The organism is Bradyrhizobium sp. CAR08, from assembly GCF_052871955.1.
Map to the genome: position 1 here is coordinate 113,049 of NZ_JBIXJX010000007.1, position 14,416 is coordinate 127,464.

Annotated in this window: 11 protein-coding genes; 5 read left to right on the forward strand and 6 right to left on the reverse strand. The window is 65.1% G+C overall.

Annotation, left to right across the window (positions count from 1 at the left end; genetic code table 11):
• Window positions 1-1,365 precede the first annotated feature (1,365 nt).
• The gene (gene ppc / locus ACIPUD_RS16480) at window positions 1,366-4,155 is read left to right on the forward strand and encodes a phosphoenolpyruvate carboxylase (protein ID WP_377827672.1); all 2,790 of its coding nucleotides are present in this window, start codon (window positions 1,366-1,368) and stop codon (window positions 4,153-4,155) included.
• A 52-nt stretch (window positions 4,156-4,207) separates the two neighbouring features.
• Here the strand turns inward: ppc and ACIPUD_RS16485 are convergent, their stop codons facing one another.
• From ACIPUD_RS16485 to ACIPUD_RS16500, 4 genes are all read right to left on the reverse strand, one after another.
• The gene (locus ACIPUD_RS16485; protein WP_026233273.1) at window positions 4,208-5,320 is read right to left on the reverse strand and encodes an SMP-30/gluconolactonase/LRE family protein; all 1,113 of its coding nucleotides are present in this window, start codon (window positions 5,318-5,320) and stop codon (window positions 4,208-4,210) included.
• Between the two features lie 129 nt (window positions 5,321-5,449).
• Window positions 5,450-6,364, reverse strand: a complete 915-nt coding sequence (locus ACIPUD_RS16490; protein ID WP_007593675.1) for an SDR family oxidoreductase — start codon at window positions 6,362-6,364, stop codon at window positions 5,450-5,452.
• Window positions 6,365-6,369: 5 nt separating this feature from the next.
• Window positions 6,370-7,509 (reverse strand): thiolase C-terminal domain-containing protein, encoded by a 1,140-nt coding sequence (locus ACIPUD_RS16495; RefSeq protein WP_085362325.1) that lies wholly within the window; start codon window positions 7,507-7,509, stop codon window positions 6,370-6,372.
• Window positions 7,510-7,513: 4 nt separating this feature from the next.
• Window positions 7,514-7,927, reverse strand: coding sequence for a Zn-ribbon domain-containing OB-fold protein (locus ACIPUD_RS16500; RefSeq protein ID WP_446481161.1), 414 nt, complete (start codon window positions 7,925-7,927; stop codon window positions 7,514-7,516).
• Window positions 7,928-8,100: 173 nt separating this feature from the next.
• On the opposite strand from ACIPUD_RS16500, the gene ACIPUD_RS16505 reads away from it, so the two are divergent.
• From ACIPUD_RS16505 to alkB, 4 genes are all read left to right on the forward strand, one after another.
• Window positions 8,101-9,450 (forward strand): amidase, encoded by a 1,350-nt coding sequence (locus ACIPUD_RS16505; RefSeq protein ID WP_446481162.1) that lies wholly within the window; start codon window positions 8,101-8,103, stop codon window positions 9,448-9,450.
• On the forward strand, window positions 9,443-10,129 hold the full coding sequence (locus ACIPUD_RS16510; protein ID WP_446481163.1) for a DUF2848 domain-containing protein: 687 nt from the start codon (window positions 9,443-9,445) through the stop codon (window positions 10,127-10,129). The genes ACIPUD_RS16505 and ACIPUD_RS16510 overlap by 8 nt, the downstream gene beginning before the upstream one ends.
• 184 nt (window positions 10,130-10,313) lie before the next feature.
• Window positions 10,314-11,060 carry a 2OG-Fe(II) oxygenase gene (locus tag ACIPUD_RS16515; protein WP_085352195.1) on the forward strand — a complete coding sequence of 249 codons (747 nt, stop codon included), beginning with the start codon at window positions 10,314-10,316 and terminating at the stop codon, window positions 11,058-11,060.
• Window positions 11,061-11,069: 9 nt separating this feature from the next.
• Complete coding sequence (gene alkB, locus ACIPUD_RS16520; protein ID WP_377830613.1) at window positions 11,070-11,723, forward strand: DNA oxidative demethylase AlkB; 654 nt, start codon at window positions 11,070-11,072, stop codon at window positions 11,721-11,723.
• A 168-nt stretch (window positions 11,724-11,891) separates the two neighbouring features.
• On the opposite strand, the gene ACIPUD_RS16525 is transcribed toward alkB, so the two are convergent.
• Together ACIPUD_RS16525 and ACIPUD_RS16530 are read right to left on the reverse strand one after the other, a co-directional pair.
• Window positions 11,892-13,520 (reverse strand): thiamine pyrophosphate-dependent enzyme, encoded by a 1,629-nt coding sequence (locus ACIPUD_RS16525; RefSeq protein WP_446481164.1) that lies wholly within the window; start codon window positions 13,518-13,520, stop codon window positions 11,892-11,894.
• Between the two features lie 25 nt (window positions 13,521-13,545).
• Window positions 13,546-14,415: a fumarylacetoacetate hydrolase family protein gene (locus ACIPUD_RS16530; RefSeq protein ID WP_377827666.1), complete on the reverse strand. Its 870-nt coding sequence runs from the start codon at window positions 14,413-14,415 to the stop codon at window positions 13,546-13,548.
• Window position 14,416: the final 1 nt, after the last annotated feature.

Genomic DNA, 14,416 nt, shown 5'->3' on the forward strand with positions numbered 1-14,416 from the left:
GGATGGTAGAGCGCCAGCGAAACCCATCAAACCGTCCGCTGATGACGAAGCATGATGGGTTTCGCAAGCGCTCAACCGATCCTGCGCTGATTCGAAGTGGACCACGACTGCTTTCAACGCGGCATAAGTATCCTGCCCCTCCGCAATGCGTCACATTTCATTGCAACTTTTTTCCGACTTCATTGTTGACGAGCGGGAGCGAACGCGGGCGCAATGTGCCGCGGCTGGCCCTTGGTTCATTCTTATCGGGAGGCGATTGCATGAAGTGGCTTTGCTTGGTGGGCTTTGTGGCGGGGGCCGTTGCTTTGACACCCACACCTTCTGCTTCGGCGATGCCCGTTGCCAAGCCGGACACACTGGGCGCGTCTCAGACTGACACCATCGAGGTCAAGGGCGGCCACGGACATGGCGGTGGCCACGGGTGGGGTCATCGCGGCGGCCGTGGTCATCATTACGGCTGGGGCAGAGGCCGAGGCCATCACTATGGCTGGCGGCACCATCACCACTGGTAAGCGTCACTATTGTCCCGAGATTGGAGTCGGGTGGCCGCTCAATGCTTCCGACCCACAATCCCTCGCGTTGCCCGACGGGCAAAACCCGCCACATGCAGGTCAATCGATCGGTTCTCCAATATTCTGATTGACCGAATTCGCTCCTTCGGGTAAACCGCAAACTATTCCGGCCCGCTAAAAAGGGCGTTTCGCGATCGTCACGATACGTGAGCCGAGATGCGATGGACGCGGCAGCGCCGGCGCGTGACGAGATGGCAGGGCGGGCTACGCCTGTGAGTCATCGCGATCCGCGCGAACGACCCGGCGCGGTCACAGCGGTTCTTTTCGGCTTCGGTGGCGAGCACGCGCGAGCTTCCGGATGTCCGGGGAGGGACGTCCGCGGACGGCAAAAGCGTGTGGTCCTGACGCCCGGGGTCTGTGCGTGAAGGCTTGCGGTGATGTGCGGCCCGACCGGGTGGGCGCATCGATCATCTGCGAGGCGACGGGGGCAATAGTGCATCGCTGCCCGGGGAGAGCGCGCCATAAGCCGTAAAACCATTGCGCAGGAAGGCCGGGATGTTCCGGCATCACCTGTGGTTACCCCCGCGTGCGTTTTTCGCGTGCGGACCCTGGGTGCCAGCCGGCGCCCGGCCTTCCCTGCGCCCTTTTTTATCGATGAGGGCGAAACGACAGCAAAACTCGGGCCCCGCGCCGCGAGACCGCGGACGTGTGCGCGCGTCCGTCGGCAAGGCGCATTTCTCCCATGATAGGTGATGTTGCCGCGCCGCCCCCAACTTCATCTTGCGCTGCGGCAAAAAACTTGCACACTCGGCTGAGCCGGGCAGCCAAGCGAGCTCGAACAACGGAGCGAGCCATGTCCCTCCAGACCATATCATCCGACACCGCCGAGCAGCGCCCCAACCGCCCTGAGGACGTCCAGGCGCTGGAAGCGGACGTGCGGCTGCGGGACGACATCCGCCTGCTCGGGCGCATTCTCGGCGACACGGTGCGCGACCAGGAGGGGCCTGAATTGTTCGATCTGGTGGAACGCATCCGCCAGACCTCGATCCGATTCCACCGCGACGAGGACCGGCTCGCCCGCCGCGAGCTCGAGCAGATCCTCGACAGCATGTCGACCTCCGAGACGGTGCGGATCGTCCGCGCCTTCAGCTATTTCTCCCACCTCGCCAACATCGCCGAGGACCAGAACAACATCCGCCAGATGCGCGCCAACAAGGGCGGCGGCTCCGGCGTGCTGGCCGAGACGCTCGCCCATGCGAGGGCTGCGGGCATCGGTGCCGATGCCCTGCGCAACTTCTTCAAGAGCGCGCTGGTCAGCCCGGTTTTGACGGCGCATCCGACCGAGGTCCGCCGCAAGAGCACCATGGACCGTGAGATGGAGGTCGCAGCCCTGCTCGATCGTCGCGAGCGCGTCGCGCTGACGGCGGAAGAGGCTGCCGCCAGCGACGAGCAGCTCCGCCGCGAGGTGCTGACGCTGTGGCAGACCAACCTGCTGCGCCGGACCAAGCTCACCGTGCTCGACGAGGTCGCCAACGGCTTGTCGTTCTACGATTACACGTTTCTCCGCGAGGTGCCGCGGCTGGTCAACGCGCTGGAGGACCGGCTGGAGGAGGGCGGCGAGCAGGCGGCCGGCGAGCTCGCCTCGTTCCTGCGCATGGGTAGCTGGATCGGCGGCGACCGCGACGGCAATCCCTTCGTCACCGCCGACGTGATGCGCGGCACGCTGCGACTGCAGTCGAGCCGGGTGATGCAGTTCTATCTGAACGAGCTGCACGTGCTCGGCTCGGAATTGTCGATCGCGGCGCACCTCGCCGACGTCTCCGAGGAGCTGCGCACGCTGGCGGAGCGCTCGCCCGATACCTCGCCGCACCGGAGCGGCGAGCCCTATCGCCTCGCGGTCTCCGGCATCTATGCGCGCCTCACCGCCACGGCCGAAATGCTTCAGGTCGAGATTACGCGCCGACCGGTCGGCAAGGGCGCGCCCTATGACAGCGTCGGGGAGCTAAAGGCCGATCTCGACGTGCTGCACCGCTCGCTGATCTCCAACAACGCCGGCGTCATCGCCCGCGGCCGGCTGCGGCTGCTGCGGCGTGCGGTGGACTGCTTTGGATTCCATCTGGCCCGGCTCGATATCCGGCAGAACTCGGCGGTGCACGAGCGGACCATTGCCGAGCTGATGGATGCCGCCAATCCCGGCATGTCCTATCTCGCGCTCGGCGAGGACGCCCGCATCTCGCTGCTCACCAACGAGTTGCGCTCAACGCGCTCGCTGGTGTCGCCGTTCGTCAAGTACAGCGACGAGACGATGGGCGAGCTCAACGTGTTCCATGCCGCCGCCGAGGCGCACGCGAAGTTCGGCTCGGACGCCATCCCCCAATGCATCATCTCGATGTGCAAGGGCATGTCGGATATGCTCGAGGTCGCGGTGCTCCTGAAGGAGGTCGGTCTCGTCCATCCCTCCGGGCGCAGCGCCATCAACATCGTGCCGCTGTTCGAGACCATCGAGGATTTGCAGGCTTCCAGCGCCATCATGGACCGCATGCTCTCGCTGCATGATTATCGCCGCCTGGTCGACAGCCGCGGCAGCGTGCAGGAGGTCATGCTGGGCTATTCCGACTCGAACAAGGATGGCGGCTTCGTCACCTCGGGCTGGGAACTCTACAAGGCCGAGATCGGCCTCGTCGACGTGTTCGAGCGCCACGGCGTGCGCCTACGCCTGTTCCATGGCCGCGGCGGTTCGGTCGGCCGCGGCGGCGGACCGAGCTATGATGCCATCATCGCCCAGCCCGGCGGCGCGGTGAACGGCCAGATCCGCATCACCGAGCAGGGCGAGATCATCTCGTCGAAATACTCCAACGCCGAAGTCGGCCGCAACAATCTGGAGATCCTGGCAGCCGCAACGCTGGAGGCGAGCCTGTTGCATCCGCGCCAGAGCGCGCCGCGCCGCGAATATCTGACCGCGATGGACGAGCTTTCAAGCCTCGCCTTCAAGGCCTATCGGGGCCTCGTCTACGAGACCGACGGCTTCGTCGATTATTTCTGGGCCTCGACGGTCATCAACGAGATCGCGACGCTCAACATCGGCAGCCGCCCGGCCTCCCGCAAGAAGACCCGCGCGATCGAGGATTTGCGGGCGATCCCCTGGGTGTTCTCCTGGGCGCAATGCCGCCTGATGCTGCCCGGCTGGTACGGCTTTGGTAGCGCGGTCGAGCAGTGGATCGCGGAGCATCCCGACAAGGGCATGCCGTTCCTCAAAGAGCTCTACAAGGAATGGCCGTTCTTCCGCATGCTGTTGTCGAACATGGACATGGTGCTGGCCAAGAGTTCGATCGCGATCGCCTCGCGCTATGCCGAGCTCGTGCCCGACGAGGCGCTCCGCGAAAAAATCTTCGGCCGCATCCGCCGCGAATGGCATTCCTGCATCGAGACGCTGCTGGACATCATGGGCCAGGACCGTCTGCTGCAAGGCAACCCGCTGCTGGAGCGCTCGGTGCGCCACCGCTTCCCCTATCTCGACCCGCTCAACCACGTGCAGGTCGAACTCTTGAAAGAGCACCGCGCGCAGAACCCGGACGAGCAGGTGCTGCGCGGGATCCAGCTGACGATCAACGGGATCTCGGCGGGATTGAGGAATACGGGGTAGAGACATGGTGAGTGGCGAGTGGAATCCATTCGCCACTCACCATTCGCTGCACTCAACAGAAATGCGCGCCCTGCGTCTCCACATACACCGCATAGAGCGACTGGCTCGCGGTCATGAACAGGCGGTTGCGCTTCTTGCCGCCGAAGCAGACGTTGGCGCAGGTCTCGGGCAACAGGATCTGCCCGATGCGCGCGCCGTCGTTTGGCGCGAACACCTGCACGCCGTCATAGCCGGGGCCGACCCAGCCGGCGCCGACCCAGATGTTGCCTTCGGTGTCGACGCGCAGGCCGTCGGGGAAGCCTGATTTGCCGTCGAGCGTCATGTCGATCAGCTTCTTCGGGTTCGAAAGCTTCGCCCCATCGATGTCGTACGACCACACCACGTTCTTGGCTTCAGGATAATGCGTGATGCCGGTGTCGCAGACATAGAGCTTCTTGTAGTCCTGACTAAAAGCGATGCCGTTCGGCTTGAACGGCTCGTCGGCCACCTTCGCGACCTGGCCGCTCTGCGGATCAATGCGATAAACCGCTTCCTTCTGATGGGGCTGCAGCGAGCCGGTATTGGCAAGCTTGCCCTCGTAGATACTGATCGCGCCGTAGCCGGGATCGGTGAACCAGATCGCCTTGTCGTTGGGATGCACCACCATGTCGTTGGGGCCGTTGAGCGGCTTGCCGCCGGCCTGCTCGGCCAGGGTCGTCACCGAACCGTCGTGCTCGTAGCGGACGAGCCGGGTGCGCTCGGCACTGAGCTGGCGCCCCTCGGTGTCGAACGAGTTGCCGTTGGCCTCGTTCGACGGCTTGTGGAACTGCTCGGAGATGTGGCCGTCGTCATCGAGGTAGCGCAGCTGCCGGTTGGCGGGGATGTCACTCCAGACCAGATATTGCCCTTGCGCATTCCACGCTGGCCCTTCCGCCCACAGGCAGCCGGTATAGAGCCGCTTGATTGCGGTGTTGCCGACCTTCGCTTTGAAGCGCTTGGGATCGATGGCAATGATGTCAGGATCGGGATAGCGCTGCGGCTCGGCATTGGCGCCGAAGTCGCGGGCGTCCGCGCGTGAGGCGAGCAGGGCGGATGCGGCAACGGTCGCGGCGCCCTTGAGGAGCGTGCGGCGGGCGAGGCCGCTGCCTGCAGTCGTGTCGTCGGAGTCGGTCAGCATTCTTGTCATGGTTTCCTCCCAAAGTTGTGTTGGGAGGAAATGATCCGCCAGCAATCGGGCGTAAAGCGGAGCGATCTCCGGACAAGGCAGCCGGAGATCGCAGAGCAGGAATGCCGGAAGTGCGGCTCGACGGGATCCTTACACGGGATCCCACGGGAAGATGTCGGCGGAGCGGTCGAGCTTGTAGAATGATCCCTTCAGCGCCGGCATGCCGTGTTCCGCGATCGATTGCGGCGTCCAGCCCTCGCTCCGGTGCACCGAGCGCAGTGGACGGTTCTGGCTGAACAGGAACAGCTCGTTCATGCGCGCGCCGAAGATCTGCCCGGACACGTCCTTGGCGGCATCGGAGAGCAGATAGGCGCAGACCGGCGCGATCTTCTCCGGGCCCATCTGCTTGATCTTCTCGACGCGCGCCTTCTCGGCTTCGGTCTCGGTCGGGATGGTCCCGATCATGCGGGTCCAGGCGAACGGCGAGACGCAGTTGGAGCGAACGTTGAAGCGGCCCATGTCGAGCGCAATAGACTTCGACAGGCCGACGATGCCGAGCTTGGCGGCGGCGTAATTGGCTTGTCCAAAGTTGCCGATCAGGCCGGAGGTCGAGGTGAAGTGCACGAACGAGCCGGACTCCTGCTCGCGGAAGATCCGCGCCGCGGCGTGGCTGACGTAGAACGAGCCCATCAAATGCACCTTGATGACGGCCTCGAAGGCTTCCACGCTCATCTTGTGGAAGATCATGTCGCGCAGGATGCCGGCATTGTTGACCACGCCGTCGAGCCGGCCGAAATGATCGGTCGCGGTCTTCACGATCTTGCTGGCGGGGATGGCTTCGGCCACCGACTCGAAATTGGCGACGGCGGTGCCGCCGCGCTTCTTGATCTCCTCGACCACTTCCTCGGCGGGCGCGGCGCTGGTGCCAGCGCCGTCCGCGGCGACGCCGGGATCGTTGACGACGACCTTGGCGCCCTCGCCGGCGCAGAGCAGCGCGATTTCGCGCCCGATGCCGCGGCCTGCGCCGGTGACGATGATGACCTTGTCTTGCAGTGATTTCGTCATGTGGATTACCTCTCGTTCGTAAACACGATCGTGCCCGACGCGGCGAACATGCCGCCGACGCCGTGACACACCGAAATCTTCGCGTTGGCGACCTGCGCCGGCGCGATACCGCGCATCTGCCGCACGCTCTCCTGGAGCGCGTACATGCCGTACATGCCCGAATGCATGTAGCTCAGGCCGCCGCCATTGGTGTTGAGCGGCAGCTTGCCGCCGGGCCGCGTGTTGCCGTCGGCGATGAACTTTCCGGTCTCCTCGTGCGGCATGAAGCCGAGGTCGCCGAGGCCGAACAGCGGCAGATGCGCAAAGGCGTCGTAGATCATGAGATGGTCGACGTCCTTATGCGCGATGCCGGCCTCCTTGAAGGCGAGGGGCCCCGCGGTCTTGAACGCGCGCGAGGAGTTGAACGTCTCCATCTGGCTGACCATCGGCGTCTCCACGCTCTCGCCGGTGCCCATGATGTAGACGGGCTTGCGCGGAAAATCCCTGGCACGGTCCGCCGAGGTCAGGATCAGCGCACCGCCGCCGTCGGTGACGAGGCAGCATTGCAGCAGGCGGAACGGATAGGCGATCATGCGCGAGTTGAGGACGTCCGCGACCGTGATGGGATCCTTCATCATCGCGCGCGGATTCTTCGCCGCCCACTCCCGCTGCACCACTGCGACCGAGGCGAGCTGCTCGTGCGTGATGCCATAGGTCTTCATGAAGCGAAGCACGGGGATCGGGAACATGCTGGGCGGGCCGTAGACACCGAACGGCGCCTCGAACTGGCCTTGCAGGCTGTCGGCAGGAATCGAGCGCGGCGCCTTGCCGATCATCGACTTGCCGCTCTCGGCATGGGTGATCAGCACCGTCTTGCACAGGCCGGCCTCGATCGCTGCGGCGGCATGGCGGACGTGCAGCATGAAGGAGCAGCCGCCGACCGAGGTGCCGTCCACCCAGGTCGGCTTGATGCCGAGATAGTGGCAGACCTGCTGCGGCGTTTCGACGGCGGTGGCGAAACCATCGATGTCGGACAGCTTCAGCCCGGCATCGGCAATGGCATTGAGCGCCGCATCCGCGTGAAGCTGGAGCTGCGAGGCGTTGGGGATGACACCGAGCTCGGTGGTCTCGGCCGCGCCGACGACGGCAACCTGATTGCTGCGCATGGGCTTACCCCTTCGCCGGACGGAATACGGGAAGGGTGATCTTGTCGTCGAGCGCCTCGAAGGCCACCTCGAGCTTCATGTCGAGTTCGAGCGCCTCCGGTGTCTGCGGGCAGTCGATGATGTTGCTCATCATCCGCGGTCCCTCTTCGAGCTCGACTACCGCAATCGCGTAAGGCGGCGTGAAGCCGGGCGCGGCGGGACGGTGGTTGATCACGTAGCTGTAGAGAATGCCCTTGCCGCTCGCCTTGAAGATGCTGACCTTGCGCGAGGCGCAGGACGGGCAGAACGGGCGCGGCGGGAAATAGACATGCGCACAGGCGTCGCAGCGCTGCAGGCGCAACTCGCCCGCCTTGGTGCCGTCCCAGAAATGCTGGGTCTCCGGCGTCGGTTTCGGTCGCGCGCGATGCGGTTCGGCCATCTCGGCAGGTCCTCCCAAGGCCAAGCGAAGCCCGGCTGTTGCGATCTTGATGCGACAATCGACCATGGCGCGTCAACGGTCCAGCAATGCGCATGCATGCCATCATGCGCACAATGCTTGTGTCGAAGTGAGGCAGCGCTATACATTGCGCGCAAATATTCCGTGAGACAGACATGCCCGATTTTTCGACACTGAAGAAGCTCGCCGAAGACCTCGAAAGCGGCCGCACCAGCTCCCGCAAGCTGGTCGAGGCTTGCATCGCCAAAATCGCCGATCCGGCCGGCGAGGGGCAGCGTACCTTCATCCATGTGGACAGGGACGCCGCGCTTGTGGCGGCGGATGCGATGGACGGTTTGCGCAAGGTGAAGGCGGCGCCGTCGCGCTACGCCGGTATCCCGGTCTCGATCAAGGATCTCTTCGACATCAAGGGCCAGGTGACGCGCGCCGGCTCCCGCGCGCTCGATGATTCCTCGCCGGCCGAGCAGGATGCCCCCACGGTAGCGCGGCTGCGCAAGGCCGGCTTCGTCGTGATCGGGCGCACCAACATGACCGAGTTCGCCTATTCCGGCATCGGCATCAATCCGCATTACGGCACGCCAAAGGGCGCCTGGAACCGGGCCGAGGGCCACGTGCCCGGCGGTTCGTCCTCGGGTGCCGCGGTCTCCGTGCTCGACGGCATGGCGCATGGCGCGCTCGGCACCGACACCGGCGGCTCCTGCCGGATTCCGGCGGCCTATAACGGCATCGTCGGCTACAAGCCGACGCAGCGGCGCGTGCCGCTCGACGGGGCTGTGCCGCTGTCGTTCTCGCTCGACAGCATCGGGCCGCTGGCACGATCGGTCAGTTGCTGTGCCATTCTCGATGCCGTGCTCGCCAACGAGCTGATCGGCCCGCTGAATCCGCGACCTGTCAAGGGCATGCGGCTGGCGGTGCCGACCACGATCGCGCTCGATGACCTCGACGCGGCTGTGGCCGGGACATTCGAGCGTGCGCTCAAGAGCCTTGCCCATCACGGCGCGATCATCGAGCGCATGGAGATGGCCGAATTCCACGACATCGGACCGATGAACGCCAAGGGCGGCTTTGCGGCTTCCGAAAGCTACGCCTGGCACCGCTACCTCCTCACATCCAAGGGTGACGTCTACGATCCCCGAGTCTCCGTGCGCATCATGCGCGGCGAGGCGCAGAGCGCGGCGGACTACATCGATCTTCTCAACGAGCGCCGCTCGCTGATCGCCCGCGTCAATGCGCGGATCGCGCCCTATGACGCGCTGGTGCTGCCGACCACCGCCAACACGCCGCCGAAAATCGCCGATCTCGCCGACGACAAGGAGTTCACCAGGGAAAACCTGCGGGCGCTCCGCAATTGCACCCTGATCAACATGATCGACGGTTGCGCCATCTCGCTGCCGGCGCATCGCGAGGGCGAAATTCCCGTCGGCCTGATGCTGGCGGGCGCGGGCGGATCGGACCGCCGTATCTTCGAGCTTGCTGCCGGCATGGAGGCCGTAATTCGTGTTTGACCTGACCTTCACCGTTGACGCCCAGGACACCACCACGCCGCTGACGCTGGCGATCGACCAGATGGTCATCGCCGGCTGGACCGGCCGCGATCCGGTCGCGCGCGACAAGCACATTGCCGAGCTGCAGGAGATGGGTATCGCCCCGCCGGCTTCGACGCCGATCTACTACCGTGCCTCGGCGCGGCGGCTGACGCAGGAGGACAGCATCGAATGCACCGGCGGCGATTCCAGCGGCGAGGTCGAGTTCGTGCTGATCGGCTGGCAGGGCCGCATTTTCGTCGGCTGTGGCTCCGACCACACCGACCGCAAGGTCGAGGCCTACAACGTCACGGTGTCCAAGCAGATGTGCGACAAGCCGATCACCTCCACGCTGTGGGAGCTCGAGGACGTCATCGGCCATTGGGACAGGATGATCCTGCGCTCCTGGGCCACCATCAAGGGCGAGCGCGTGCTCTACCAGGAGGGCACGCTCGACGCGATGCTGCCGGTCGCCGACTTGATCGCGCGCGGTTTCGAGGGTGGAGAATTTCCCGACGGCTGCGCCATGTTCGGCGGTACGTTTGCGGCGAAAGGCGGTATCCGCCCGGCCGCCCGTTTCGATTTCGAGCTGGAAGACCCGGTGCTGAAGCGCACGATCAAGCACGGCTATGACGTGGTGACGCTGCCCGTGAGGGGCTAAGATCTCTCCTGCCGTCATTGCGAGCGGAACTCTCTCCGCCGTCATTGCGAGGAGCCCTTGCGACGAAGCAATCCAGACTGGTTCCGCGGAGGGATTCTGGATTGCTTCGCTCCGCTCGCAATGACGAGGAGAGAGACGGAAATCGGGTGGTAGAGGACGGGGCGGTCTTGCGAAGGTCAGAGCCATGACAGCAACAGCACGCAAATCGCCTCAATCCCCGTCAGCGGATACTGCCGCCCATGTCGATGCCCTCGACTGGCCGCAAATCACCGGCGAGCTCGACACCCACGGCTCCGCCGTCCTGAAGGGCCTGCTCACGCCGGAGCAGTGCCGCGCCGTCGCCGCGCTCTATCCCGACGACACCAACTTCCGCAGCCGTATCGTCATGGGCCGCCACGGCTTTGGCCGCGGCGAATACAAATATTTCTCCTATCCGCTGCCCGATCTGATCGCGCAGTTGCGCCCGGCGCTCTACGCGCATCTCCAGGGCGTCGCCAATCGCTGGAACGAGGCGATGGGGATCGACATTCGCTATCCCGCCACTCACGCCGCGTTCCTGAAACGATGCCACGAGGCAGGCCAAACGCGGCCGACGCCGCTGCTGTTGCAATATGAGGCCGGCGATTTCAACTGCCTGCATCAGGATCTCTATGGCGAGCACGTGTTCCCGCTCCAGGTCGCGATCCTCTTGTCCGAGCCGGGACGCGATTTCACCGGCGGCGAGTTCGTGCTGACCGAGCAACGCCCGCGCATGCAGTCCCGCGCCGAAGTGGTTCCGCTCGCGCAGGGCGACGCCGTTGCCTTCGCTGTGCATCATCGTCCAGTGCAGGGGACACGCGGCACCTACCGCGTTAATCTCCGCCATGGCGTCAGCCGGATTCGCTCTGGCCAGCGCTACACGCTGGGTGTGATCTTTCACGATGCGAAATAAACGCTGCCGCTGATGGCGGATTTGTTCGATAATGTCGCCGAAGCTCAGCCGTCGCGCGAGAAGATCGCCGACGGCGCCGTGCTGCTGCGCGGCTTCGTCAAGCCGATCGAAAGCGAGTTGATCGATGCGGTGCGCGCCATCGTGGCGCAGTCGCCGTTCCGGCGCATGACCACGCCCGGCGGGCATCTAATGTCGGTGGCCATGACCAATTGCGGTGAGCGCGGCTGGATCACCGATCATACCGGCTATCGCTATGATCCCGTTGATCCGCGAACCGGGGCACCATGGCCGGCGATGCCGCCGGTGCTCCGCGATCTCGCGCGCCGCGCGGCGGAGCAGGGCGGCTTTACTGGCTTTGCGCCCGATGCTTGCCTGGTCAATCGCTACGAGCCCGGCACGCGGCTGTCATTGCATCAGGACAAGGACGAGCTGGATTATTCGGCGCCGATCGTCTCGGTCTCGCTCGGCCTGCCTGCGACTTTCTTGTTCGGCGGCATGGCACGCAGCGACAAGCCGCGCCGCTACCGCTTGGTGCATGGCGACGTCGTGGCCTGGGGCGGCCCTAGCAGGCTGGCCTATCACGGCGTCGCGCCGCTCGCCGACGGCGAGCATGCGTTGCTCGGCCGCAAGCGGGTCAATCTGACGTTCCGCAGGACGCGCTGATCTTCCTTCTCCCCTTGTGGGAGAAGGTGCCTTCCCGAAAGGGAAGGCGGATGAGGGGTCTCCATCCGCGGAGACAGCCCCTCATCCGTCTCGCCGCCGCTGCGCGTCAGCGATCCACCTTCTCCCGCAAGGGGAGAAGGAAAGAGTTCCGGAACGACGATGCTTCGTTTACGGCTTCGGCGGGTGAATGAACGCCCACGGGCTGACTTCCGAATCCCGCGTCACTTCCACCGAGATCAGATAAGGCCCGCCATGGGCCAGCGCCTTCTCCATCGCCGCCTTGAACTGGTCAGGCGCGGTGACGCGCGCGGATGCGACGCCAAAGGACTCCGCCAGCTTGACGAAATCCGGATTGACCAGATCGGACGCCACAACGCGGCCGTCGAAGCGCTCGCGCTGGTCGCGGCGGACATTGCCATAGGCGTTGTTGTTGAACACCAGCGTCACCACGCCGATGTTGAACTGCACGGCGGTGGCGAGCTCCTGCACGCCGAACATGAAGCCGCCGTCGCCGGTGATCGCCACCACCGGCTTGTCGGGATTGGCGACCTTGGCGCCGAGCGCGGTCGGGAAGCCCGAGCCGAGCGTGCCCTGATAGCCGGATGTGATGAAGGTGCGCGGCTCGTATATCGGGAAGCCGTACCAGGAGGCGAAGCCGAACTGCGACAATTCATCGGTCACGATCGTGTTCGCCGGCAGCACCTCGCGCAGGATGTTGAGATACGCCATCTGCGGCTGGATGCGCTGGATCTCGGCTTGCGCCGTTGCGGCCGCCTCGCGGATGTCTCCCCGCCGGCCGCTGGTCCTGCCATAGCCGGCCTTCTTCACGGCTGTGACGAGATCGGCTGCGCCCGCCTTGGCGTCGGCGACGATAGCGACATCGGAGGCGAGCCGGCGCATCTCGGCCGGATCGATATCGACACGAATGGATTTCAGCCCCTTCGGCTGATACGGCCAGCGGAAGCCCGATGCCGGCAGCTCGGCGCGCGTGCCGATTGCGATCATCAAATCGGTTGTCGGCCACAGCTTGTAAGCTGCCGCCATGGTCAGGCCGAGCTCATGCGCGTTGGAGACGATGCCGCGGCCGCTGCGGAAGGCGACAACAGGGGCGTCGATCATCTCGGCGAGTTCGAGAAGCTCCTCGCGCGCCTCGATCGCGCCGCTGCCGACGAAGATCATCGGCGCCTTGCTGTTCCTGATCAGCGCGGCCGCTTGCTTGATCATGTCAGGGTCGGGCTGCGGCGCGGGCAGCGGCTCCAGCACTTGCGCAGCCGCGGTGTCGGCGCGCTGGGTGAAGACGTCCCAGGGCATCTCGACCGAAGCGGGGCCACGCCGTCCGGACGTCATCTCCTGGAAGGCGCGCGCGACGGTGGTCGGCGCGTTGCCGGGATATTCGATCCGATCCGCCCATTTCACATAGGTGCGCAAGGTCGCGAGCTGGTCCGGCATCTCATGCAGATGGCCGCGGCCCTTGCCCAGAAACTGCATCGGCACCTGGCCGGTGACGCATAGCACCGGCTCGTTGCAGCCGAACGCGGTGAGCAGCGCGGCGCTAGCGTTGAGCACGCCGGGGCCGGGCACCACGCTGAACACGCCGGGCCTGCCGCTGGAGCGCGCATAGCCGAACGCCATGTAGCCGCAGGCCTGCTCGTGCCGCGCGCCGATCACCTTGAGCTGCGCCTGGTGGAAGGCGTCGAACAGGCCGTAGACCTGCGCGCCAGGCAGGCCGAACACGGTGTCGACGCCGTGGGCGACGAGGCCGCTTACGATTGCTTCGCCGCCGGTGAGGGTGGTCATGGCACTATTCCATTTCAATCGGTGTTCAGGCTTCGTCGACGACGCCGTTGCGTAAGGTTCCGATGCCCTCGGCTTCGACCTCGACGACATCGCCAGGCTTCAAATAGCGCGGCGGATCGAACCGTGCCCCGGCGCCGGTCGGCGTGCCCGTGACGATGATATCGCCGGGAACGAGCGTCGCGAAGGTCGAGATATAGCTGATGAGATAGCGGAACGGAAACATCAATCGGCTGGTGCGGTCGTCCTGCCGCAGCTCGCCATTGACGTGCGTGGTGAGGCGGATGTCGGCGACCTGCGATTCCTGCGTGTAGGGCACCAGCCACGGGCCGAGGCTGCCGCTGGAATCGAAGTTCTTGCCCTGCGTGACGTTGAACTTGGCATGGCGCAGCCAGTCGCGCACCGAGCCTTCATTGCAGAGCGTCAGCGCGGCGACGTGATCGAGCGCCGAACTTTCCGGAATGTGCCGGCCTTGCTTGCCAATCACCAGCACGATCTCGCCCTCATAGTCGAGCTGCGCGGAGGCGCGCGGGCGCACCAGCGGCGTGTCGTGGCCGACGAAGGAGCGCGGCGAGCGCATGAACATGCTCGGATATTTCGGCGCGTCCTGGCCGTCCTTGTACTCGGCATTGCGGTCGGGATAATTGACGCCGATGCAGATGATCTTTTCCGGCGCGGGCACCGGTGGCAGCCAGATGATGTCACCGAGCGCGTGATCGGGCGTGCGGCCGGCGGCCTCTTCGGCGAGGCTCGCGAGCTTTCCTGCGGCGATCACCTCGCGCAGCGTCGGATAATCCTTGGCGTGGCGCGCGGAGAGATCGACAATGCCGCCGTCGACGACGGCGCCGTAGCTGACGGCGCCGTTGACGGAATAGGTGGCGAGGCGAGGGAGATTCATT